The following is a 21,066-nucleotide window of genomic DNA, read 5'->3' as shown; positions in this document are numbered from 1 at the left end:
GTACACTTAATTATGTAAAAAGAACGGAAAAAGTCAACTAATATTGTTTTATTATATGTGTAATATATTGCTGTTTATACTAAATAATTATGTATTCCTTATGAATATAACGTTCTTCTTTTCATTGTAAAATCTTTTGATAGAGAAAACAAGGTACGATTTATTCGCACCTTGTTTTCAGGATTTTTATTTAGTTTTGCTGTTTTCAGCTAAAAAGTCAATCGCTTTTTTGAATTTCAAGTCTTCTTTAAGCGCATCTGTGTTGCCGCCAAGCATTTGTCTTAATTGGTCGACATCTGTTTGGTACATTGATGCCATAGATTCAAGCTCTTTGTCTACGTCTTCGTCTGTTACTTCCAATTCTTCCTGAACAGCAATCGCTTCAAGAGTCAAGTTTGTTTTGACTCGTTTTTCAGCATCTTCTTTCATTTGCTCTTTCAACGCATTTTCATCTGTTCCGGAGAACTGATAATACATATCCATTGTCATGCCTTGCATTTGCAGACGCTGTTCAAACTCTTTTACCATACGATCAAGCTCAGTAGTTACCATAGCTTCAGGAACATCTACCTCAGCATTATCGGAAGCTTGTTGTACCAAAGATTCACGCTTTTGAGTGTCGGCATCTGTCTCTTTTTGTTCTTTCAAGCGCTCTTTTGTTTTTGTTTTCAATTCTTCCAAAGATTCGACTTCTTCATCGACATCTTTTGCGAATTCATCGTCAAGTTCCGGCAATTCTTTCGCTTTGATTTCATGAATTTTCACCTTGAATACTGCTTCTTTTCCTGCAAGTTCTTCTGCATGGTACTCTTCAGGGAAAGTTACTTCTACTTCCGTATCTGCTCCAGTTTCTTTTCCGATCAATTGATCTTCAAAACCTGGAATGAAAGAACCGGAACCAATTTCTAATTGATGGTTTTCCGCTTGTCCGCCTTCAAATGCTTCTCCATCAACGAAACCTTCGAAATCCATAACTACTGTATCGCCGTTTTCAACAGTTCCTTCTTCTTTGACTACCAATTCCGCCTGGCGTTCACGCATTTGATCGATTTCTTGATCGACATCTTCATCTGTTACTTCAGTATCTTGTTCTTCTACTTCCAAGCCTTTGTATTCACCTAGTTTTACTTCAGGCTTAACAGTAACTTGGGCAGTGAAAATAAGATTTTTACCTTTTTCGATTTGAGTGATATCTACTTCAGGCTGATCGACAGGCTCGATTCCTGCCTCTTCTACCGCATTAGTATATGCTTCAGGCAGAATGATATCTACTGCGTCTTGATAAAGAGATTCCACGCCGAAACGCTGTTCAAAAAGGCCTCTTGGCATTTTCCCCTTACGGAAGCCCGGTACCTGTACTTGCTTCACTACTTTTTTGAACGCTTGGTCTAGCGCTTGGTCGAACTTCTCAGCATCTACTTCTACTGTAAGAAGTCCTTGATTTCCTTCTTGTTTTTCCCATTTTGCTGACATGTTTTTCCCTCCAACATCTATGATTTCATATGTCGTGTTTGACGTTCATTCGGTGTATAAACTTATATATACTAGGGCGGAACGCAATTGCAACCACCTTATTATAACATAAACAGTTGTGCTTTCAACAATTAGAAAGGAACAAGGTATATGGCGTTCGTTTCTAGTCTTTCTCTTACTCTTCTATAATCGAAAAATAGTGCTTTTCAGCGGAAAGGATCTCTTCTACACAAGCTTTTATATCCTCTATGTCTATGTATTCACTTTCTAAATACGGTGAAGCATCGATATGTAAATATTCAGCCCCCATAACCTTTAACGCCTGGGCAATTTCCAAAAGCCTACCCTCATCAGGTGTGAATGGGAACATAACATATATATATCTGGTCAATAATTTCTCCAGCAGCTCGTATAAAGATGGATTATTCTGTTCCACTTCTCTCAATAAGACGAGAATTTGCTTAGTTACCGGATGGTCGTTCATGTCCTTTAGTTTAGAAGGGTTTATGCATAGGGCATTTCCGAATTTCCCCACCTCTATTGATTCATCAATTTCCTGTTTTTGCAACCATTGAACGATCGCAGTTTTCACTACAGGGTCAATAGAGTCATTTATCAATAAATGCTTAATGTAGTCGAGATAAGGTTTGACTTCCAATTCCCGGCACTTGACCAGAACTCTCCATTGCTTAACGGAATCACCTGAATTGACTGCTGCCTTCAGCTCATCCATAAGACCTGCCGCTTCGTCCTGCCGTTCATCCCTGTGAAGCTTTTTACTCATCTCATATAATTGCCAGAGTTGTGCTTTCAAAGACTCGGGCACTTTCTTAGTCTGGAATATGCGGTCGGTTAATGAAATAATCTCTTCATAATGACTCATTTGAAATAACAATGTCAAATATATATGTATGTATTCAAAATAGTAAGCATCTTCATTATCTATTAGTTCCCGACATAATTCTTCCGCTTTTTCATAGTGCCCGAGCTCCATCAAGCAGATGATTTTGCCAGTGTACACTTCGTGGCTGTGTACATCATGCTCGATTAATTTGTTCAGTTTGTTCAATGCATCCTCATAACGTTTTTCCTTTAATGCCTGCAGACTTTCTTCCTCTAGGGCATCTTTCCATTTAGGGAACAGGATTACATTGTCGTTTTCTCTACTCATTCGCATCCTTCCTCATTTTACTTTTTATTTCCGCAATATTTTAGGTTTACCCTATTATTGCAGTTAATAACAAAAATACCAAGAAAAAATCAACTTCGTTCAATTATTTATCCGGTGCAGAGTTGTTTCAATAACAAAAAAGGTTCAACAAACAAGTGTTGAACCCTTTTTTCTTATAGCGTCCCAGACAGGATTCGAACCTGTGACCCACAGCTTAGAAGGCTGTTGCTCTATCCAGCTGAGCTACTGGGACATGATATGGAATTATGTAATGGAGCGGGTGAAGGGAATCGAACCCTCGACATCAGCTTGGAAGGCTGAGGTTTTACCACTAAACTACACCCGCACGTCATTATGTAGAGTGTTTGTTTTCCGTTCTTTTGTAACGGACAAGATTTATTATAATATCATTAAACGATTAAGTCAACAGTTTAATAAAAGTTTTTTTGTTTTTTTGGAGAGGCTCGTAAACTGAAAAGTTAGAGCCTCTCAACCTTACTTTCTTACAGGTCACTTCAAACTTGTCCGAAAAGACATGTTGTCGATTTTTACTCCATCTACAGTATAAAATTCGACATCAATCTCACTTTTGGTTGTCCATTTTAAAATCGCGTATGTCTTTTCTTTGCGGCCTCTAGGTAAACGGATACTGCCCGGGTTGAGGAACAATTTGTTTTCCACCCGTTCTGCTCCCGCATAGTGAGTATGTCCGAAACAAACAATTTGCGCGCCAAGCTCTTCAGCCCGGTAGGATAATGGCATCAAGGACGTTTTAACCTGGTGAAGATGTCCGTGTACAACAAGAAATTCCATATCCCCCACTGAAAATTTCTGTTCTTCCGGCAATCGGGAATCGAAATCACAATTCCCGGCAACTTTCATGAAATCAGACAATTCAACCGAATCAGCATCCAATTCAGAATCTCCACAATGGATGAATTGGTCTACCTCTCCTCGGTGTCTTTGTTTAATCTCTTGAACTTCTGCTTCCAAGCCGTGACTATCACTCATTATTAAAACACTTGGCATAAGTTTTCCCCTTTCCTTACAGTTTCCCCACCCATTTTTCTAATTGTACTAATGCGTTTTTCCGATGGCTGATTGAATTCTTTTCCTTTGCAGTCAATTGAGCCATCGTCTTATCAGTACCTTTCGGATAAAATACCGGATCATAGCCAAATCCATTTTCTCCTGCAGGAGCAGTTGCAATAGACCCTTCACACGTACCCCTTACCGTGTAAGTAGCTTCTCCAGGCCGAGCTACAGCTAATACGCAAACAAACCTTGCAGATCGGTTATCTGCAGGTACTCCTTCCATCTCTTCCAGTACCTTTTCTAAGTTTGCCTGATCATTCTTCGCTTCTCCTGCATACCTGGCTGAATAAACTCCTGGACGTCCGCCCAATGCGTCTATTTCCAGCCCAGAATCATCTGCCAAAACAGGAAGCTGAAACCTTTCTACTATTGTTTCTGCTTTTATCCTGGCATTTTCTTCAAAAGTAGTTCCTGTTTCTTCTATTTCAGGGATTGTTTCATCCAAGTCTAATAAAGAAATGATCTCCATTCCGTACTTTGAAAATAACTCTTTAAAGTCTCTCACTTTGCCTTCATTTTTAGTTGCTATAAGCAGTTTTTCCATTATCAAGCTCCATTACCATTTTGTTGCTCTAATCTTTTGTCTATCGCTGCTGCCCATTTTCCTATTGCTTCTCTTTGCAAATCAAAGATAGTATGGAGACCGCCTTTTGCTAAGCTCAACATTGCTTCCAACTGCTGATAAGAAAATGTGGCTTCTTCTCCAGTTCCTTGGATTTCCACAAATTCTTCGCTTCCGGTCATAACGATATTCATATCTACCAGCGCTTGTGAGTCTTCTTCATATTGCAAATCAAGGATTTCTGTTCCATCTGGAAGAACCCCTACAGAAGTTGCTGCAAGAAAATTGTTGACTGGCAGTTCCTTTAAAGTGTTCTTTTCAACCAATTTTCCGAACGCAAGTACTACAGCAACGAAAGCTCCAGTAATCGAAGCAGTTCTGGTACCGCCGTCTGCCTGAATGACATCGCAATCTACCCATACAGTTCTTTCTCCTATTTTATCCAAATCGACGATAGTCCTTAACGACCTGCCGATCAATCGTTGGATTTCCATGGTTCGTCCAGAAACTTTCCCTTTTGAGGATTCGCGTATATTCCGTTGCTGGGTGGCTCGAGGGAGCATTGCGTATTCCGCTGTTATCCACCCTTTGCCTTCGCCGCGCATAAAAGGAGGGACACGGTCTTCAATACTGGCATTGCATATAACTTTGGTATCACCTACTGAAATAAGGACAGAGCCTTCTGGGTGTTTTACATAATCCACTTCGATGCTGATTGGTCTCAGTTGATTTGTTTCTCTTTCATTAATTCTCATAATCTTTTGTCCTCCTTTTAAATTCCTCATTAATCGTAACATATTTTGACCTAATAATATAAGTTCGATACTTCCCATATTTGGTAAAACAACTATTATATACTTTTTACTAAATACTGCTTCTTTTACGGATAAACCATAAACTGCGACATAACTTTTTTATGGCTTCCTGCCATTCTTTTCGGATTGAGTGGTAGTCCAGCGCTGCGGAAAAATACTCGCTTTCCGTGGGGAACGCTTCAGCCTCCTCGCTGGAAAGGCCCCAACTGCGGGGTCTTCAGACTGTTCCTTTCCCACTGGAGTCTCGCATTTTTCCTCCGCTTTTGATGGAATATCTGATTAAGTGTGAAGTGGTCCTATAATATGTCTAACATAAAATTCAGAAAATCCCTAATAGCGAAGGCAGTACACGCAGACTCCTTGAAAATACAAATCGATTTTCTTCTTGCGAGGTGATGCTGTCGTAGCCTTCCTTATCCTATGGGAACAGCGAAAGGGCTTCGATGGGGCGAGTAATCGCAGCCCCACGAGTCCAAAAGACTCCGCATGATGGGTCTGCGTCTTCCAGTTAACCTTCGTAGAAAAGACCTCGACCCATGGTTTTCGGTGGGACGAGTAATCGCAGTTCCAAAGGGAGCAAGGAAGCTTATTCAAGTAGTTTCCTGGCTGAGGCCGTGCCCATGGAAAGCGAAGTGTTCTGCCGCAGCGGGTATATCAACTTCACTTTCATCAGAACAAGAGGAAGCTCCCCTTGAATGAATTTTCACTATATCGCAATTTCCCTTTTCTATGAAGTTTTTACAATATAATGTTTGAAAAAAAGTCTTCTATTAAACATATGGGTAAAGAATTAGGGTTCATAAAAAAAAGGAGCCAGAATCAGCTCCTCTTTGTATTATAAACTTTCTGTCGGGACGAATGTTTCTCTTGTCACCGGCTCTGTATAGGCTGTACCACCTTCGTTGAATACTTGTTCTATGTTTTCCACTTCAACATTCACTGCATCAATGCCTGATATATCAGTTAGAGTCAGCACCAACGTTTCCATCACTTCATCTGTTATCGAAGCTTCTTCTACGTTATTCAGAATATTTTCATTGAATGTAAGATTAATCACTCCATTTTCTACTGTTGGATCTTCTGCTAAAGATGTGCCCGGGTTGAAAATGTGGAGAAGATTCAATTCAAATGAAGGACCATCGACCAATGCTTGTACAATTGAGGAATAATCCTCTAAATCGGATGTTTCTACATGCTGAGTGACCGGAACATGGTAAACCAGATCGCCATCCTGTGCCGGATAGTAAAGCGTCACTGCTTCACTATCCATCAAATCCACTCCGTCTTTGCTATGAATGTTTATTCCGTTCGCTCTTGAATAGCCATCCACAATCGGTGTCCCATTAACAGGCATCTCTTCTTTAACTTGACCGTTTATCCAAAGTTTGATTCTTTCCACGTTTTCAAACTGGGTCAAAGTATAAGTCATTGCTTGTAATATTTTTTGTTCGTCCTCCGGCCTGTATTCCGCAAATTCTTTGGAAACATCAACAGTCAGCGTGCCATCCTTAAGATTCAAACTAATGATTTCGGTTCCTGTCGGCAAGACAGCTTCGAATCCATTAGGAAGCAGTTCTGTTACCGGGCCGCCTTTCACCAAATATTCCAAAGCTTGCTTTGCGACTTCATTAGACTCTGCCTTTGGAAGTTCCAATGTTTGTGGCACAACCATGCCGTTTGCGTCTAACAGGTAAAGTTGTCTTTTTACGGTAGCATCTACTTCTTCTCCAGTATCCCCTGATTCACCTGTTTCCGGTTCAGTAACCTCTCCTGCTTCGTTCTCATCTGTTGTGTTATTTTCTTGTTCCTGACTTTCTTCAGAAACTTCATCAAGATTATCTGTATAGGTTGCTTCTTCTGGTGGATTGTCAATTTCTTTTAAGACCTGTTCCCCTTGAAATATTCCGCAACCTGTTAATGCCAAGGCGAGACTTCCCAAGCCGATAAAACCTATTATAGATCGCTTTCCCATGCTTTCCCCTCCTACGATGGTTTGTACTAATATATATACGGGCTATTGAAAGATTTAGACCACAACTTAGAAATTTTCCCCGAGACGTGGAAGAGGCTCAATATAAAAAAAGAAATGCGGTCATAAAAAAAAGCCCTCTATAGAGAGGACTCTTCGTTTAATAATCGATTACAACACTTGTAATAACAGAGACTGGCTGATCAAGCCATTCACCAGCGATAGTTTCGAAGACTTCAAGTTTTCCTGTAGTATAAAACTCGTGTGCCGGTTTTCTGTTTCCTGTGTATAATTTTTGGTGATATCCTAGGATCGTACTTACTTCACGGGCGGTTTCTTCTCCGGAAGAAATGATTGTGACCCGGTCGCCCATGACTTCTTGGATCGTCTCCCGAATTAATGGATAATGCGTACATCCAAGAATAAGAGTATCTATATGATTCTGTTTTTTCATCGGCACCAACGTTTCAGAGACCACTTCCATCGCAGCCTCACCTGATAAGATTCCTTGTTCCACCATAGGTACAAAACGAGGACATGGATGTGCATTGACATGTATTTTGGAATTGATGTCTTTTAACGCTTTCGGATAGGCCTCACTCTTGATTGTGCCCTCTGTACCGATTACTCCTATATGAAGATTCTGGGTTGTTTTAATTGCAGCCCTTGCGCCGGGTTCGATAACACCGATTACCGGGATTGGCAATTCATTCTGCAGATTTTCCAAAGCAAATGCAGTTGCTGTGTTACAAGCTACAACTAGCATTTTGATATTTTTCTCCATTAAAAATCGCACCATTTGCCATGTATAGGTAATCACCTCTTGCTCGCTGCGCGGTCCATAGGGACACCTGAGAGTGTCACCGAGATATATTAATTGTTCATTCGGAAGTTGACGCATCAGCTCGCTCGCGACCGTCAAACCCCCAACTCCGGAATCAATAACACCGATCGGTTGATCCAACTTTCTCGCTCCTTCTTCTATCTTTATTTTTCGCTGACTAATTTCATTTGGGTATGGAGCAGGCTAAGTATTCTAACTAGTGTATCTACTTCTTCCGCTGATACATTTTCTAATACTTCCCCTAAATATTCCTGTCGTTTCTTTATTACTTCCTGAATGATTCCTTGCCCTTTTTCAAGCAAATGAATCCTGACCACCCGACGGTCTTTTGTATCTTTTATTCGTTCTACCAGGGCGTTCTTTTCCATCCGGTCGACAAGATCTGTTGTTGTACTAAAAGCCAGATTTATTTTATTGGATAATTCTCCTATAGTCAGATCCCCTTCTTCACCAAGCCACTGTAATGCTACAAACTGTGGCGCAGTGATGGGATAGTGGTTCAATATTTCCCTGCCTTTTTGTTTGATCAAACCGGAAATATATCTTAAATCTCTTTCCACATCTGCAATTGTCGAAGATTGCTGAGTATTTTGCAATTCATGCCCCCCTTTTCGACTTCGCACATACCTCTAATTAAATAACATTAACATTAAAGAAGCAAGATGAAAACATCGAATTACTGGGGGGAGGCAACTAAATACCTTGCTTCAGGGCAGTTTTCAACTCTTTCCTCCACCTTCTGGATACCATTATATACAAACTGTCCCCTTCCTGTACTACTGAGCTTCCATCAGGAGTGACAATATCTCCTCTCCGGATAATAGCATTGATTAAAGATCCTCTCGGGAGGTTAATATCTTTTATCCGCCGTCCATTGATTACATCAGACTTCTCAACCACATATTCCACAAGCTCTGCGTCGTTCCGACCGATCGATATAAGTTCAAGGGATTTGATCGGGTTGGTTTTAGGCGGTCCTACTAAATCCAATTTACTGGCAACCAAAGGAATGGTGGACCCTTGGATCAAAGTGGATGTCAAGACTACGAAAAATACTGCATTAAAGAATACCTGGCTGTTTTCCAAATCCGCCAGCAACGGGTATAATGCCAGAATTATCGGCACGGCCCCCCTCAAACCTGCCCAGGAAAAGAACAGTTTTTCTTTCACTTTGTATCCAAAACCGGACAAAGAAACGAACGCAGCGACTGGACGGGCTATAAGCATCAAAACAGCAGACAACAAAAATCCGTTAAGAATAATGTCCAGGGAGAATAACTTTGAAGGAAAAACAAGCAGTCCTAAAATAATAAACATCAGAATTTGCGACATCCAGCTGAATCCTTCATTAAACCGGAAGATCGATTCCCGGAATGGTAAATCCAAATTACCGATAACTATCGCAGTTACATAGACTGACAACAATCCGCTAGCACTGGCCAGTGAACTTATACTATAAGATAAAAAAGCAAAAGACAATGCGAACAGGGGATACAACCCACTGGATGACAACCCTACCCGGTTGATCGATTCACTCGCTATTTTCCCGATGACAGCGCCGATAATCAGACCACCGCCCATCTGCCAGAAAAAACTTCCGATCAACAACCAGATATTAGAAGTTTGGTCTGAGAGTAATTCCACTAAAGATATGGTCAGAAATAATGCCATGGGATCATTTGTACCAGATTCACCCTCTAGCGTAGCCTCGATACGATCCTTGATATTTTTCCCTTTTAAAACAGAGAAAACGGCCGCAGCATCGGTAGAACCTACCAGTGAACCGATCAACATTGCTTCGAGCCAAGTGAAATCGAATATATATTTAGCAGCAGTCCCTACAATGACTGCCGTGACAATCACCCCGATTGTAGCCAATGAAATGGAAGGCGCCAATACAGGTTTAATTGTTGTCCATTGAGTTTGGAGTCCCCCGACGAAAAGAATGACCACCAAAGAATAAACACCGATCGCCTGGGCGATATGAACATCATCGAACGAAAGTATATCAAGTCCATCACTCCCGATTGCCATTCCGACCCCTATGAACAATACGAGCGACGGGAGTCCGAGACGTGCGGAAAATTTAGTTACCAACACGCTGATGATTAACAATAGAGATACAAGAAAAATGAATTGGTCGGATTTTACCACTTCTTCTATCATATAGAGCCTCCTAGGGTTGTGATGTATGCTGGGTTTATTGTTTTATCTTAGTAAAATGTTTATATACCCGTAAAATACCCTGTCGACTCCCTTTTTTATGAATACATTACCTTTTCAACTATATTCCGCCTTCTCAATTCTTTATTTTATAACAAAAAACCGACCTTCTAAAAGAAAGCCGGTCTTTGATTAGAGCTTTAATTCCCCCATACGAAGGAGCTCTACAACTGCTTGAGAACGCCCCTTGACACCCAACTTCTGCATGGCATTTGATATGTGATTTCTGACAGTCTTCTGTGAAATGAACAGTTCCTGGGCTATTTCTTTTGTTGTTTTGTCTTGTACTAAAAGTTCAAAAACTTCTTTTTCACGTTTGGTTAAAAGTTGCTTCGGTTTGTAGTCATTATCCTTCAAGTGTTAACCCCTCCTTGCTGTCTTTAAAGCTGCATCTTGAAGGGTATTTATTTAGTCAATTTATTTTATGAACAGGAGGGGAATACCGTGCTAGTAATTGCATAAAAACATCCGTGCTACACGCGGATTCGGACCGTTTTATTTCACTTCGTGAGTTTCTCCTTCATTTCCTTTGAAAGCGGCACTTTTTTTCCTGTTTTTGTATCTACTTGAACCATCCTGCCTCTGCCGGTAAGAAGAACACCTCTCTCCTTTTCGACTCCCATATAATGTATGTCAAAGGAGGTATTTCCGATATAATCTGCTTTCACATACAAATCAAGTTGATCATGCAGATATATCTGTTTGTGGTAGTCACACTGCAAATCTGCAACAATTGGAAATGTGCTTGCAGGAGAGGAAGATAAAGTGAACAACCCTTTGCTCTTCAGAAATTCGATTCTTGCTTCCTCAAAATATATGAAAGCGGAAACATTATTGACATGGCCAAACATATCCGTTTCCGAAAACCTGATCTTAATTGGAATCGAGAAATTGAACGCTTGTTTCCATTGTTCCAAGTCTTCAATATAACTAACCGTTTTCATCATTTGACCGCCTTTCTATGGAAAATAAGCCCTTGCCAAATTAAAGATGGCAAGGGCTTTGCTTATCTAGCAGATTGAATCATGCATCAATAGACATGATCACTGCCGAAAAAGTTCTTGAAAGATTGGATGTTGGTATCTCTGTTCATTGCGGCGATAGATGTTGTCAATGGGATACCTTTCGGACATACCTGGACACAGTTCTGAGAGTTTCCACAGCCATGAATACCGCCATCTTCCATCAATGCTTCCAAGCGTTCGCCTTTATTCATTTGCCCTGTCGGATGGGCGTTGAACAGTCTAACCTGGGAAAGTGCTGCAGGTCCGATGAAATCTGATTTGCTATTTACGTTCGGACAAGCTTCCAGACACACACCACAAGTCATGCATTTCGATAATTCATATGCCCATTGTCGTTTCTTTTCAGGCATTCTCGGTCCTGGCCCCAAATCATACGTACCATCGATCGGGATCCAGGCTTTTACCTTCTTCAAGGAATCGAACATCCGGCTTCTGTCTACAGCCAAATCCCTGACAACAGGGAAAGTAGACATTGGCTCCAAACGGATTGGCTGCTCCAATTGATCGACAAGTGTTGCACAGGACTGTCTTGCTTGTCCGTTAATAATCATTGAGCAAGCGCCACATACTTCCTCCAGACAGTTCATTTCCCAAAACACTGGAGTAGTTGATTTACCATCAGCATTTACTGGGTTACGGCGGATTTCCATCAAAGCAGAGATGACATTCATGTTTTCTCTGTATGGGACTTTAAACGTTTCTTCATAAGAAGAAGCATCAGGACTGTCTTGGCGGGTAATAATCAAAGTTATCGTTTTGTCAGCCATTCTCGCTTACCCCCTTTACTTTTTCTTACTGTAATCTCTTTTCCTAGGTTTGATTAAAGATACATCAACGTCTTCATAGGTAAATACCGGTGTATTATTGACAGCATCGAATTGCGCTTTGGTCGTCTTTAACCATTCCTCGTCATTCCGCTCAGGGAATTCCGGTTTATAATGCGCTCCTCGGCTTTCATTACGGTTCAAAGCACCAATAGTGATGACACGTGCTAATTGAAGCATGTTTTTCAATTGACGAGTGAACATAACTCCTTGGTTGCTCCAGCGGGAAGTGTCATTAATATTGATATTATCCCATCGTTCCAATAATTCCTTGATTTTTTCATCTGTCTTTTTCAGCTTTTCGTTATCGCGGACAACTGTCACATTATCAGTCATCCATTCTCCAAGCTCTTTATGAATTTGGTAGGCATTGTCAGTTCCATCCATTTTCATCAGGTTTTCAAAGTTTTCCTGTTCCTCTTTCAACTTTTGGTCAAACAGACCAGAAGAGAGGTCTTCCGCTTTTTTGTCCAAACCATCGATATATTTGATGGCATTCGGACCAGCAACCATCCCTCCATAGATAGAGGACAATAGCGAGTTTGCTCCTAGTCTGTTGCCGCCGTGCTGGGAATAATCACATTCGCCGGCTGCAAATATACCAGGTATATTGGTCATTTGGTCATAATCGACCCAAAGCCCGCCCATCGAGTAATGAACGGCAGGGAAAATTTTCATAGGAACTTTACGTGGGTCTTCCCCGACGAATTTTTCATAGATTTCGATGATACCGCCAAGTTTGACATCAAGTTCTTTCGGATCTTTATGGGAAAGATCCAGATATACCATGTTTTCTCCATTGATGCCGAGCTTCTGATTTACGCAGACATCGAATATTTCTCTTGTCGCGATGTCACGGGGTACCAGGTTACCGTATGCGGGATATTTTTCTTCCAGGAAGTACCATGGTTCCCCATCTTTGTACGTCCAGACTCTTCCACCTTCGCCGCGTGCTGATTCACTCATCAGGCGAAGTTTGTCATCACCCGGTATGGCAGTAGGATGGATCTGGATAAATTCGCCATTTGCATAAATAGCTCCCTGCAAGTACAGAGCCCCTGCCGCGGAACCTGTATTTATAACCGAGTTGGTAGACTTTCCGAATATGATTCCAGGACCTCCGGTCGCCAGGATAACGGCATCTGCCCTGATTGCCTTTATTTCATGTGATTGGATGTTTTGTGTGATGATTCCACGGCCGATACCTTCTTCATCGATAATAGCCGAAATGAACTCCCAACCTTCATACTTGGTAACAAGTCCTTCCACTTCATAGCGTCTCACTTGTTCATCAAGCGCGTAAAGAAGCTGCTGCCCGGTTGTCGCACCGGCATATGCAGTTCTATGATGCTGTGTGCCCCCGAAACGGCGGAAATCAAGCAGACCTTCCGGCGTCCTGTTGAACATTACACCCATCCGGTCGAGCATGTGGATGATACTCGGTGCCGCTTCACACATAGCTTTGACTGGCGGCTGGTTAGCCAGAAAATCGCCGCCGTAAACTGTATCGTCAAAATGTTCCCAAGGAGAATCCCCTTCTCCTTTTGTATTAACTGCACCATTAATTCCGCCTTGTGCACAAACAGAGTGAGAACGTTTAACTGGTACGATAGACAACAAATCAACAGGAACTCCTGCTTCTGCTGCTTTTATAGTAGCCATTAGACCGGCTAGCCCGCCGCCTACGACAACAACCTTGCCATTACTCATAGTTTTGCTCACTCCCTAAATTAACTGAAATTTCTACTGTTGGTTTCTATTAGACTCCATACGCGAATTGGATTAAAGTTCTTACACCGATATAAGAAATAGCAAGAAAGACGATCAATGTCACATATGTAGCTATTCTTTGAGAACGCGGTGTGATAGTAAATCCCCATGTGACCAGGAAGCTCCAGAGACCGTTTGCAAAATGGAATGTTGTCGAAATGACACCGATAATGTAGAACCAGAACATAAACGGGCTCTCCAGGATATTTTCCATTAAGCTGTAGTCAAGCTCTACGAGTCCCAGACCTAAAGCTATTCTTGTTTCCCAAACATGCCATGCAATGAATATAAGTGTGATGATTCCGGAAACTCTTTGCAGCGTGAACATTAAGTTGCGAAAAAAACCATAACGCCGATTATTGTACTTAACCGTGAATACAATATAAACACCTAAGATCGCATGGAAAAGTATTGGTAGATAAATCACAAACGTTTCGAGCAATAATCTGAAGGGAAGATTGTGCATGAAGCCTGCTGCCCGTTCAAAGCTCTCTCTTCCATATACAGCAAAGTGGTTTACCACCAAATGCTGAATAAGAAAAATACCAATTGGAATTACCCCTAAAAGTGAATGTAGCCTGCGATAAAAAAAGTCGCGATTCTCCGCCATGTGTACCCCCCTCAATTAAAGTCTATCTGCTAAGATATGTACATTTCCCCAATAAAGCGCTTTATTTTTTACTAGTTTAGCAGAAAACAAAGCAAGCAATTGTTAGAAAAATGTATAATTTTGTGACACACTTATTGTACTTCTATCACCGATAAGCGTCAAGAAAACGATTTACTAAATCGTTCCGCCAAATAGAAAACTTTTGAAACGAACACAAAACGGGAACTGTCACAAAAACCCGCAATTTAATCTTAAAGTAGGTTGCACAAACAAGAAAATCAGAGGATAATAGCTTCGTAGGAAAGGAATGAAATTCATGGAAAGAAACCGACATCAATTAGATAAAAATCTCATGGAACATTTACATACTACAGGAGCGGGCTATGATGTGCTCAGATATATATGCCTTCCGGACCTGCTGGGTAAAGAGGCAGCTGCTATTACATATGTGATGGGTAAAAACCTCGCAAGGAAATTGGAGCCGGCAACAGTTGAGGAACTCATCGAATGTTTCTCTCTCTTCGGCTGGGGCCATCTTGAATTAAAAAAAGAGAAGAGGCGGGAGATGGTCTGGGAATTGTCCGGTGAGTCCGTAAGAAAAAGGCACCAGTCACCCTTGAACGAGATAGATTACCGACTGGAAGCGGGATTCCTGGCAGAATCGATCCAGCAAATTAAAGAAACAGCCTGTGAATGCCTGGAAGAAGTTAATACGAAACAGAATACCATTCAATTGAGTGTCATCTATACAAAATAACCCTTGTACTTATAAAGCGCTTTTTTGTTCCAAAGCAGGCAAAATTAAGGGAGGCTGCAGTTTACTGTTTACAGCCACTCTTCTGCTTGTAAACTGTTCTGCAGCCTCTCTTATTTTGACTCATCTGTATGGTCGGCAGTATTGCCGGTTAGATGGTCCAGGATTCTTCTGCTTGTCGGTTCGGGAATTCCCAGCTTCTGCAAGTCCTCTACTCTCGCATTTTTTATTTCCGTAATTGACTTGAAATGTCTTAGCAAGAGTCTCCTTCGCTTTTCCCCTACACCAGGAATGTCATCCAATTCCGATTTGATGGCACTTTTTCCGCGCAATTGACGGTGAAAAGTTATTGCAAAGCGATGAACTTCGTCCTGAATTCGCTGTATAAGGTAAAACTCTTGTGAATTCCTTTCCAGCTCAACAATTGCTGGCGGAGATCCATATAACAATTCACTCGTCCGGTGCTTATCGTCTTTCGCCAACCCGCAAAGCGGGATGTCCAACCCTAATTCATTTTCCAACACATCGAGCGCTGCCTTCATCTGCCCTTTTCCGCCGTCAATCAAAATTAAGTCCGGAAGCGGAGCCCCTTCTTTCAATAAACGGGTGTATCTTCTTCTGACCACTTCCCGCATCGTTTCGTAATCATCCGGTCCTTCAACATCCCTGATTTTGTATTTCCTGTATTGCTTTTTGTCCGGTTTTCCATCAGTGAACACAATCATAGCAGACACAGGATCCGTGCCTTGGATATTAGAATTATCGAAAGCTTCGATTCGGTGCGGCGTTTCAATGTGGAGTTTTTCCCCCAACTCCTCGACAGCTTTTATTGTTCTTTCTTCATTCCGCTCAATAAGGGTAAACTTTTCTTCCAATGCGATTTGCGCATTTTTCTCGGCAAGTTCCACTAGTTCCTTCTTTCTGCCTCTGTATGGAATCGAAACATCTATCTCTAAAAGTTCCTCCAGCAGCTTATGATCGGTCGGTGCTGGCACTAAAACTTGTTTCGGTTTAGGATGATTTTGATGAAGGTAAAAACGGCCGATAAAGCTAAGGAAAGTTTCAGCAGGCTCATCAAAAAACGGGAATATCGATACATCTCTTTCAATCAATTTACCTTGTCGGATGAAAAACACCTGCACACACATCCAGCCTTTGTCATAGGAGTAAGCAAATACATCTCTGTTGACCTGATCCTTCAGTGTCATCTTTTGTTGTTCCATTACAGATTCAATATGCTGGATTTGGTCCCGCAGTTCTTTCGCACGCTCGAAATCAAGCTCTTCGGAAGCCTTGTACATTTTTTGCTGAAGGTCTTTTTTTATTTCTCCATGACCGCCGTTAAGGAATGAAGTGATACTCTGTACGATTTGCCTGTTCGTTTCCTTGGATACTGGATAGACACATGGTCCCAGACATTGATTCATATGATAATAAAGGCAGACCCTGTCAGGCATTTTGTCGCACTTTCTCAAAGGGTATAGACGATCCAACAATTTTTTTGTTTCCCTGGCTGCAATTACATTTGGATAAGGCCCAAAATATTTCCCTTTGTCTTTCTTTACTTTTCTCGTGACAATCAACCGCGGCTGTTCTTCAGCAGTCACTTTCAGATACGGATAAGATTTATCATCTTTCAACAGGACGTTGTATCTTGGATCATGTTTTTTGATGAGATTCATTTCCAAAATCAGCGCCTCGATCTCCGAAGAAGTAACAATATATTCAAAATCCACTATTTCTTGGACGAGCCGTTGTGTTTTCTGGTCATTTGCCCCGGTAAAATACGATCTTACCCGGTTCCGCAGCATTTTGGATTTGCCTACATAAATGATGGTTCCTTGCTTGTCCTTCATCAAGTAACAACCTGGCTGGGCGGGGAGAACTGCCAATTTCTCTTTAATTTTTGCATTCATTCCATCACTTCCCCTAAAACTATACTGATATAAATCTGCATGAAAAGTCTGCAATAGAAGAGTCCCTTGTTACAAAACAAGCAACAAGGGACTCTAAGGCAATTTTATTGTTTCCGAAAAAATGTTCTCTCGTTCTTCTACGCGTGTTTATTGATCAACTCAACCAACGCTTCTTTTGGCTGAAATCCAATTACTTGGTCGACTACTTCGCCATCTTTGAATAACAGCAATGTAGGGATGCTCATTACTCCAAATTTGCCGGCAGTCTCCTGGTTTTCATCAACATCAAGCTTAACGATTTTCACTTTATCGCTCATTTCACCATCAATTTCTTCCAGAACAGGAGCAATCATTTTACATGGACCACACCATGGTGCCCAAAAGTCCGCCAATACGACGCCCTCGCTTGTTTCGTTGCTGAAATTCTGATCTGTTGCAGTTACAATCGCCATTTCAATTCCTCCTCCTAATTGTATGAACCTTCTCAGCTGTACCAGCTGCTTTCATAATTGTAAGCTATATGAAGTATAACAAACAAAACTTTACGGTTACATAGTTGATTTTAATTAGAGTATAGCACCTGACTTTGATTCGGCGCTAATAGTTTGCTTATTATGCATTATACTATGAATGGGGGAATTTACCACTAATCCTGATTACAAAGGAAAAGCCTATGTTAAGTACTTGCTACCATGATAAATCCATGAAAAAGCTGCAACAAATACTGCTGCAGCATTATTAACTATGCTTTAATCCCAATTTGTTTGATTTCCTCAATCAACTGTGGCACCACTTCGAATAAATCTCCTACTATTCCATAGTCAGCCACCTGAAAAATATTTGCCTCCGGATCTTTATTGATGGCCACTATTACCTTCGAACTCGACATACCCGCCAGGTGCTGAATGGCACCGGAAATACCGCATGCAATATATAAATCCGGTGTAACCACCTTACCCGTCTGGCCGATCTGCAAGGAATAATCGCAGTAATCTGCATCACATGCCCCTCGCGAAGCACCTACTGCTCCCCCCAGTACCTTCGCAAGCTCATACAATGGTTCGAATCCTTCCTTGCTTTTGACTCCCCTTCCGCCCGCTACAATTACTTTAGCTTCTGACAAGTCAACTCCTTCGGATGCTTTCTTGATGACATCTGTAATAACAGTGCGCAAATCCGTTATATCGACATCCAAAGAATCGATATTTCCTGACCGGGTGTCATCCCTTTCCAAGGATGGGATGTTATTGGGCCGTATCGTCGCAAAAATCAAGCCATCGATAATGATTTTTTTCTCGAATGCTTTACCTGAATAGATTGGTCTTGTAAAGACTGCATTCCCGCCTTCCATTTCCACGTCGATCACATCGGATATAAGGCCTGACTGTAATTTGCTTGCAATCTTTGGCGTTAAATCTTTGCCGACTGCCGTATGTCCCATAATTATTGCTGCTGGTTGCTCCTGTTCAATCACTTTATTGACTGCTTGAAAATACCCTTCAGATGTATACGTTTTCAATTTTTCGTTTTCTATTTTTATCACTCTGTCTGCTCCGTAATGGATCATTTCTTGAGCGTAATCGTCCAATCCGCTTCCCCCACAAACAACTCCGACGATTTCCCCATTTTCGGACACTTTTTTGCCTGCCGCTATCGCCTCAAAAGAAACATTCCTTAGCGCGCCATCACGTGTTTCCCCGATTACCAGTACTTTTTCACTCATTTTTTCCTGCCCCTTTCTTTTATATTAGGCGGTTTATTACAATACCTTCGCTTCATTCCTCAATAATGATACAAGTTCTTTCACTTGTTCATTCAGTTCCCCTTCAAGCACTCTTCCGGCCTCTTTTTCAGGCGGCAGAAAAATCTCGAGTGTTTTAGTTTTAGGTTCCACCTCATCTCCTTCCAATTCCAAGTCATCTATTTCAAGTTCTTCCAATGGCTTTTTCTTCGCTTTCATAATCCCCGGAAGAGATGGATATCGGGGTTCGTTCAGCCCCTGTTGGCAGGTTACCAGCAATGGTAAGGTTGTATCGATTTTCTCTATGTCCCCTTCTACATCTTTTTCCAGGCTCACTTGGTCCCCGTCGATTTTCAAAGCCGTTATTGTCGTAACATAAGCAATTCCAAGTCTTTCGGCAAGCCGTGGTCCGACTTGTCCGCTAGCTTCGTCGATCGCCACATTTCCTGCCAAAATCAAGTCGACTTCTTTCTCTTCAAAGAAAGCTTCCAAAATTCTGGTAGTCGTAAACTGATCGCCCGTTTCGACGTCATCCTCTGTATTGATCAAAACTGCTTTGTCCGCTCCCATGGCAAGAGCAGTTCTAAGCTGCTTTTCAGCTTCTTCGTTCCCGACTGTGACCACTGTTACTTCCCCACCGTGCTGGTCTCTTTGGTTAATTGCTTCTTCCACAGCGTATTCATCATAAGGATTAATAATATACTCTGCTCCGTCTTCTTCGATTGAACCGTTGTTTACCATAATTTTCTCTTCTGTATCGAACGTCCTTTTCAACAAAACATATATATTCACTAGCATATCCTCCTATCTATTCGTCCTTAAATACTGGTTTTCTTTTGTCTATAAAGGCTTGGATACCTTCTTTTGCATCCTGATTCCCAAATATTTCGCCAAAAGCTTCGGCTTCAGCTGAAAGCCCCTCTGAAAACCTGCTGTTCCTTGCATACGGAATTAAGTGCATGACCTTTTTAATGGTAGGTCCGCTCTTTTCCGCTATTTTCATTGCCAGTTCCTCTGCTTTCACAAATAGCTCATCTTCCCTGTATGCTGCGTTTGCGAGTCCTAATACAGCAGCTTCAGTACCGTTTATCGGCTCTCCGGTAAGAATCATTTCATAGGCTTTGGCACTGCCGACGTATTGTGGAAGCCTTTGTGTTCCGGCAAAACCCGGTATGATGCCAAGCGTTATTTCGGGAAGACCGAGTTTAGCATTTTCGCTTACAAGCCGGATATGACAAGCCATTGCTAGTTCTAGTCCCCCACCAAGTGCAGCGCCATGAATGACAGCGATTACAGGTTTTGTATAATGTTCGATCTTCTCGAAAAGCTGTTGTCCTTCAGCAGCCAAAGATCGATAATCAGAATGCCCTTGAAGGGAAGTGAATTCTTTAATATCAGCGCCGGCCGAAAAGAATTTACCTTCCCCCTTCAAAATGATTGTTTTTATCGAAGAATCGTTTTCCATTCTGTCTAAGTGGTCGGCCAAATCATGCAGTATAGCTCTGGAAAGCGCATTTGCAGGCGGACTGGTGATGGTCAATTCCGCAGCTTTGCCCACTTGCTTGAAAGTAATACTCATAGGGACAACTCCTTGTAATTTGTTATTTATTTGAAAGACCATGGACCAGAAGAGAGTGAACCTCTTCAGCCTGGTTAATCAAACGGTACTTTTGATCTTTCATCACCCAGTTTGTCACAGTCTCATCAAGGGTTCCAAAAATCATTTGCCTGACAAGCCTGATATTTAATTTATCTGAAAAGCTTCCCTCGGCAACTCCCTCTTCAACGATTTGGTCGATTATGACAAGGTACCTCTTCAATACTTCATTTATTTTGGCCCTGAGTTCCTTATTGGATTGCCTCAACTCCAGCTGTGTCACTATCGCAAGCGGTATATCTGCTCCTAGCTGGCTGAAATGCATCTTGATCAGTGCCAGTAATTTGGCTTCTGCTGTATCTTTCGAAGAAATTTCTTCTTCTATTTTTTCGATAAACTGTCCCATTTTCTCTTGGAACAAAGAAACTAGTATATCTTCTTTATTCTTGAAATATAAATAAATCGTTCCATCAGCTACTCCCGCTTTTTTGGCGATCTTTGATACTTGGGATGAATGGTAGCCATTTTCCGCTATAACTTCCACTGCTGCATCGATTATTTGCTTGAATTTTGGTTTGGTATTTTTCATTTTTAAAACTCCTGCCCTTAATAAAATGAATGAATAATCATTCATGTTTATTTTACAACCAGAGTACCCTTCTGTCAACCAACTAACA

21 protein-coding genes and 2 tRNA genes are annotated in these 21,066 nt (G+C 41.5%); 1 reads left to right on the top strand and 22 read right to left on the bottom strand.

Annotated features, from left to right (window positions below; translation table 11 throughout):
* Positions 1 to 186: 186 nt before the first annotated feature.
* The 16 genes from tig to CZ434_RS00705 all read right to left on the bottom strand — a co-directional run bounded on the left by tig (position 187) and on the right by CZ434_RS00705 (position 14,381).
* Entirely contained in the window at positions 187 to 1,473 is a 1,287-nt protein-coding gene (tig, locus tag CZ434_RS00780) for a trigger factor (protein WP_077621328.1), read from the bottom strand.
* 175 nt (positions 1,474 to 1,648) lie between these two features.
* Positions 1,649 to 2,644, bottom strand: coding sequence for a DUF3196 family protein (locus CZ434_RS00775; protein ID WP_179107137.1), 996 nt, complete (start codon positions 2,642 to 2,644; stop codon positions 1,649 to 1,651).
* 179 nt (positions 2,645 to 2,823) lie between these two features.
* Positions 2,824 to 2,897, bottom strand: a tRNA-Arg gene (locus tag CZ434_RS00770).
* 19 nt (positions 2,898 to 2,916) lie between these two features.
* Positions 2,917 to 2,990, bottom strand: a tRNA-Gly gene (locus CZ434_RS00765).
* Between the two features lie 164 nt (positions 2,991 to 3,154).
* The gene (locus CZ434_RS00760) at positions 3,155 to 3,673 is read right to left on the bottom strand and encodes a metallophosphoesterase (RefSeq protein ID WP_077621326.1); all 519 of its coding nucleotides are present in this window, start codon (positions 3,671 to 3,673) and stop codon (positions 3,155 to 3,157) included.
* A 16-nt stretch (positions 3,674 to 3,689) separates the two neighbouring features.
* On the bottom strand, positions 3,690 to 4,283 hold the full coding sequence (locus tag CZ434_RS00755) for an XTP/dITP diphosphatase (protein ID WP_077621325.1): 594 nt from the start codon (positions 4,281 to 4,283) through the stop codon (positions 3,690 to 3,692).
* A gap of 2 nt (positions 4,284 to 4,285) precedes the next feature.
* Positions 4,286 to 5,056, bottom strand: coding sequence for a ribonuclease PH (rph, locus tag CZ434_RS00750; RefSeq protein ID WP_077621324.1), 771 nt, complete (start codon positions 5,054 to 5,056; stop codon positions 4,286 to 4,288).
* 895 nt (positions 5,057 to 5,951) lie between these two features.
* Positions 5,952 to 7,088 carry a GerMN domain-containing protein gene (locus tag CZ434_RS00745; protein ID WP_077621323.1) on the bottom strand — a complete coding sequence of 379 codons (1,137 nt, stop codon included), beginning with the start codon at positions 7,086 to 7,088 and terminating at the stop codon, positions 5,952 to 5,954.
* A gap of 157 nt (positions 7,089 to 7,245) precedes the next feature.
* Entirely contained in the window at positions 7,246 to 8,049 is an 804-nt protein-coding gene (gene racE, locus CZ434_RS00740; RefSeq protein ID WP_077621322.1) for a glutamate racemase, read from the bottom strand.
* A gap of 23 nt (positions 8,050 to 8,072) precedes the next feature.
* Positions 8,073 to 8,525, bottom strand: a complete 453-nt coding sequence (locus tag CZ434_RS00735) for a MarR family winged helix-turn-helix transcriptional regulator (protein ID WP_077621321.1) — start codon at positions 8,523 to 8,525, stop codon at positions 8,073 to 8,075.
* Positions 8,526 to 8,622: 97 nt separating this feature from the next.
* Positions 8,623 to 10,095 carry a potassium/proton antiporter gene (locus tag CZ434_RS00730; protein ID WP_077621320.1) on the bottom strand — a complete coding sequence of 491 codons (1,473 nt, stop codon included), beginning with the start codon at positions 10,093 to 10,095 and terminating at the stop codon, positions 8,623 to 8,625.
* Between the two features lie 189 nt (positions 10,096 to 10,284).
* On the bottom strand, positions 10,285 to 10,509 hold the full coding sequence (locus CZ434_RS00725; RefSeq protein ID WP_077621319.1) for a helix-turn-helix domain-containing protein: 225 nt from the start codon (positions 10,507 to 10,509) through the stop codon (positions 10,285 to 10,287).
* 143 nt (positions 10,510 to 10,652) lie between these two features.
* Positions 10,653 to 11,096, bottom strand: coding sequence for an acyl-CoA thioesterase (locus CZ434_RS00720; RefSeq protein ID WP_077621318.1), 444 nt, complete (start codon positions 11,094 to 11,096; stop codon positions 10,653 to 10,655).
* 86 nt (positions 11,097 to 11,182) lie between these two features.
* Positions 11,183 to 11,944, bottom strand: coding sequence for a succinate dehydrogenase iron-sulfur subunit (gene sdhB, locus CZ434_RS00715; protein WP_077621317.1), 762 nt, complete (start codon positions 11,942 to 11,944; stop codon positions 11,183 to 11,185).
* A 15-nt stretch (positions 11,945 to 11,959) separates the two neighbouring features.
* Positions 11,960 to 13,711 carry a succinate dehydrogenase flavoprotein subunit gene (gene sdhA, locus CZ434_RS00710; protein WP_077621316.1) on the bottom strand — a complete coding sequence of 584 codons (1,752 nt, stop codon included), beginning with the start codon at positions 13,709 to 13,711 and terminating at the stop codon, positions 11,960 to 11,962.
* A 49-nt stretch (positions 13,712 to 13,760) separates the two neighbouring features.
* Positions 13,761 to 14,381, bottom strand: coding sequence for a succinate dehydrogenase cytochrome b558 subunit (locus tag CZ434_RS00705; protein WP_077621315.1), 621 nt, complete (start codon positions 14,379 to 14,381; stop codon positions 13,761 to 13,763).
* Between the two features lie 316 nt (positions 14,382 to 14,697).
* On the opposite strand from CZ434_RS00705, the gene CZ434_RS00700 reads away from it, so the two are divergent.
* Entirely contained in the window at positions 14,698 to 15,138 is a 441-nt protein-coding gene (locus tag CZ434_RS00700) for a YslB family protein (RefSeq protein ID WP_077621314.1), read from the top strand.
* A gap of 110 nt (positions 15,139 to 15,248) precedes the next feature.
* Here CZ434_RS00700 and uvrC read toward each other — a convergent pair whose 3' ends face one another.
* The 6 genes from uvrC to CZ434_RS00670 all read right to left on the bottom strand — a co-directional run bounded on the left by uvrC (position 15,249) and on the right by CZ434_RS00670 (position 20,978).
* Complete coding sequence (gene uvrC / locus CZ434_RS00695) at positions 15,249 to 17,051, bottom strand: excinuclease ABC subunit UvrC (RefSeq protein ID WP_077621313.1); 1,803 nt, start codon at positions 17,049 to 17,051, stop codon at positions 15,249 to 15,251.
* 137 nt (positions 17,052 to 17,188) lie between these two features.
* Complete coding sequence (gene trxA, locus CZ434_RS00690; RefSeq protein ID WP_077621312.1) at positions 17,189 to 17,503, bottom strand: thioredoxin; 315 nt, start codon at positions 17,501 to 17,503, stop codon at positions 17,189 to 17,191.
* 290 nt (positions 17,504 to 17,793) lie between these two features.
* Entirely contained in the window at positions 17,794 to 18,774 is a 981-nt protein-coding gene (locus tag CZ434_RS00685; RefSeq protein WP_077621311.1) for an electron transfer flavoprotein subunit alpha/FixB family protein, read from the bottom strand.
* A 36-nt stretch (positions 18,775 to 18,810) separates the two neighbouring features.
* Complete coding sequence (locus CZ434_RS00680; RefSeq protein WP_077621310.1) at positions 18,811 to 19,584, bottom strand: electron transfer flavoprotein subunit beta/FixA family protein; 774 nt, start codon at positions 19,582 to 19,584, stop codon at positions 18,811 to 18,813.
* Between the two features lie 16 nt (positions 19,585 to 19,600).
* Entirely contained in the window at positions 19,601 to 20,371 is a 771-nt protein-coding gene (locus tag CZ434_RS00675) for an enoyl-CoA hydratase (protein ID WP_077621309.1), read from the bottom strand.
* A 22-nt stretch (positions 20,372 to 20,393) separates the two neighbouring features.
* The gene (locus CZ434_RS00670) at positions 20,394 to 20,978 is read right to left on the bottom strand and encodes a fatty acid metabolism transcriptional regulator FadR (protein WP_077621308.1); all 585 of its coding nucleotides are present in this window, start codon (positions 20,976 to 20,978) and stop codon (positions 20,394 to 20,396) included.
* Between the last annotated feature and the right edge of the window lie 88 nt (positions 20,979 to 21,066).

Source organism: Sediminibacillus massiliensis (assembly GCF_900156915.1).
In the GTDB taxonomy this organism is placed as follows: domain Bacteria; phylum Bacillota; class Bacilli; order Bacillales; family Amphibacillaceae; genus Sediminibacillus_A; species Sediminibacillus_A massiliensis.
Note: the sequence above shows the minus strand (reverse complement) of the source record. Positions and strands in the feature narration are given on the sequence as shown.

Excerpts from the sequence above, each read along its gene's own strand:
- tig (WP_077621328.1), bottom strand. The coding sequence starts at position 1,473 with ATGTCAGCAAAATGGGAAAAACAAGAAGGAAATCAAGGACTTCTTACA.
- CZ434_RS00775 (WP_179107137.1), bottom strand. The coding sequence starts at position 2,644 with ATGAGTAGAGAAAACGACAATGTAATCCTGTTCCCTAAATGGAAAGAT.
- CZ434_RS00760 (WP_077621326.1), bottom strand. The coding sequence starts at position 3,673 with ATGCCAAGTGTTTTAATAATGAGTGATAGTCACGGCTTGGAAGCAGAA.
- CZ434_RS00755 (WP_077621325.1), bottom strand. The coding sequence starts at position 4,283 with ATGGAAAAACTGCTTATAGCAACTAAAAATGAAGGCAAAGTGAGAGAC.
- rph (WP_077621324.1), bottom strand. The coding sequence starts at position 5,056 with ATGAGAATTAATGAAAGAGAAACAAATCAACTGAGACCAATCAGCATC.
- CZ434_RS00745 (WP_077621323.1), bottom strand. The coding sequence starts at position 7,088 with ATGGGAAAGCGATCTATAATAGGTTTTATCGGCTTGGGAAGTCTCGCC.
- CZ434_RS00730 (WP_077621320.1), bottom strand. The coding sequence starts at position 10,095 with ATGATAGAAGAAGTGGTAAAATCCGACCAATTCATTTTTCTTGTATCT.
- CZ434_RS00720 (WP_077621318.1), bottom strand. The coding sequence starts at position 11,096 with ATGAAAACGGTTAGTTATATTGAAGACTTGGAACAATGGAAACAAGCG.
- sdhB (WP_077621317.1), bottom strand. The coding sequence starts at position 11,944 with ATGGCTGACAAAACGATAACTTTGATTATTACCCGCCAAGACAGTCCT.
- sdhA (WP_077621316.1), bottom strand. The coding sequence starts at position 13,711 with ATGAGTAATGGCAAGGTTGTTGTCGTAGGCGGCGGGCTAGCCGGTCTA.
- CZ434_RS00705 (WP_077621315.1), bottom strand. The coding sequence starts at position 14,381 with ATGGCGGAGAATCGCGACTTTTTTTATCGCAGGCTACATTCACTTTTA.
- CZ434_RS00700 (WP_077621314.1), top strand. The coding sequence starts at position 14,698 with ATGGAAAGAAACCGACATCAATTAGATAAAAATCTCATGGAACATTTA.
- uvrC (WP_077621313.1), bottom strand. The coding sequence starts at position 17,051 with ATGAATGCAAAAATTAAAGAGAAATTGGCAGTTCTCCCCGCCCAGCCA.
- trxA (WP_077621312.1), bottom strand. The coding sequence starts at position 17,503 with ATGGCGATTGTAACTGCAACAGATCAGAATTTCAGCAACGAAACAAGC.
- CZ434_RS00685 (WP_077621311.1), bottom strand. The coding sequence starts at position 18,774 with ATGAGTGAAAAAGTACTGGTAATCGGGGAAACACGTGATGGCGCGCTA.
- CZ434_RS00675 (WP_077621309.1), bottom strand. The coding sequence starts at position 20,371 with ATGAGTATTACTTTCAAGCAAGTGGGCAAAGCTGCGGAATTGACCATC.
- CZ434_RS00670 (WP_077621308.1), bottom strand. The coding sequence starts at position 20,978 with ATGAAAAATACCAAACCAAAATTCAAGCAAATAATCGATGCAGCAGTG.